The sequence below is a fragment of the Vibrio sp. 1159 genome (assembly GCF_033340395.1).
Taxonomy (GTDB): domain Bacteria; phylum Pseudomonadota; class Gammaproteobacteria; order Enterobacterales; family Vibrionaceae; genus Vibrio; species Vibrio alginolyticus.
On record NZ_JAWOWL010000136.1, the window covers coordinates 1 to 1227 of the forward strand.

Annotated in this window: 1 protein-coding gene and 1 pseudogene; both read left to right on the forward strand. The window is 48.7% G+C overall.

Features of this window, described 5'->3' with window-relative positions; translation table 11 throughout:
• Positions 1–981 (forward strand): tetratricopeptide repeat protein (locus R7127_RS26465; protein ID WP_318148709.1); only part of this gene is annotated, 981 nt, incomplete at its 5' end.
• Positions 978–1227, forward strand: a pseudogene (locus R7127_RS26470) (MSHA biogenesis protein MshE); the annotation flags it as partial. The gene R7127_RS26465 and the pseudogene R7127_RS26470, both read left to right, overlap by 4 nt.

The following is a 1227-nucleotide window of genomic DNA, read 5'->3' on the forward strand; positions in this document are numbered from 1 at the left end:
CCTTGGCTGTGGTTGGTTGCTGGTTTTTCATTAAGTCTTGCCGTAGGCGGCTGGGCTGTGTCCCAAGGCCCTGCACCTTCAGATGAGATCACATCGTTCCAACCAAGCGCAACGCAACCTTTAGACACCACTAATGCTGACCGTCTGGCATCTTCTCCTACCAATAAGATGACGCCAGAAACCAGCAACGTGGTTTATTCTAAACCTGTAGAAAAACCGCAAGCTGTTGCAGCATTACCAACGCCTCAACCTAGTGAGGGCGTATTTGGTTCACGTGCGGATGCGGATATGAGTTCAGACGCTCCGATGCTGATAGCGCAAGTAGCGAATGCACCGAGCAATACGACCACCAATTTGGTTGAAGAGAGTTCAATGCGCATTGAGCAAGTTGAACTTTCACACCGTCAGTTATCGTTGAAAGCGATCAGTCGAGCAGAAAAAGCCATTGATGCAAACGATATGGAAACGGCGCTTTCTGCTTATACCGAAGCATTGCGTTATGAGCCAAGCAATATCGAAACGCGTCAAAAGCTGGCGGCGCTTTATTTCGGTAAAGGGGATACCAGAAAGTCTTACGAAATCCTGCAAGAAGGCATCAACCTTGATAAGGATAACCAACCGCTAAGACTCGCGTTGTCGAAGCTATTGGTTAAAGCCAATCAGCCTTCTGCGGCACTGAGCCCACTGGTTCACTTGCCTCCAATGCCGAGTCGAGATTACTTGGCAATGCGCGCAGCCCTTGCGCAGAAACAAAAACAAAACGACATCGCATTAGAAAGCTACCAGTTACTGACTCAACGCGAGCCAGACAATGCCCGCTGGTGGCTTGGTTTGGCGATTCAGCAAGAGCGAGCGCTCACTTTTACTGCTGCGATTAACTCTTACAACGAAGCGTTAGGTAAAGTAGGGATCTCGAATCAGTCGCAAGCTTTCATTCGCGATCGATTAACCATCTTAAAGCAACTGGAGAGCGCACAATGAAAATTCAGTTGAGAAAACGCTTAGGTGACCTACTCGTTGAAGAAGGCATCGTATCGGAAGATCAAATCCAGCAAGCTCTATCCGCTCAGCGCAGTACCGGACAAAAATTAGGTGATGCACTGATTGACCTCGGGTTTATTACCGAAAAGCAAATGCTGGAGTTCTTGTCTCAGCAACTAGGATTACCGTTGATCGATCTTGGACGCGCTCCAGTGGATGCGGATGCGGTGCAAATACTGCCAGAAG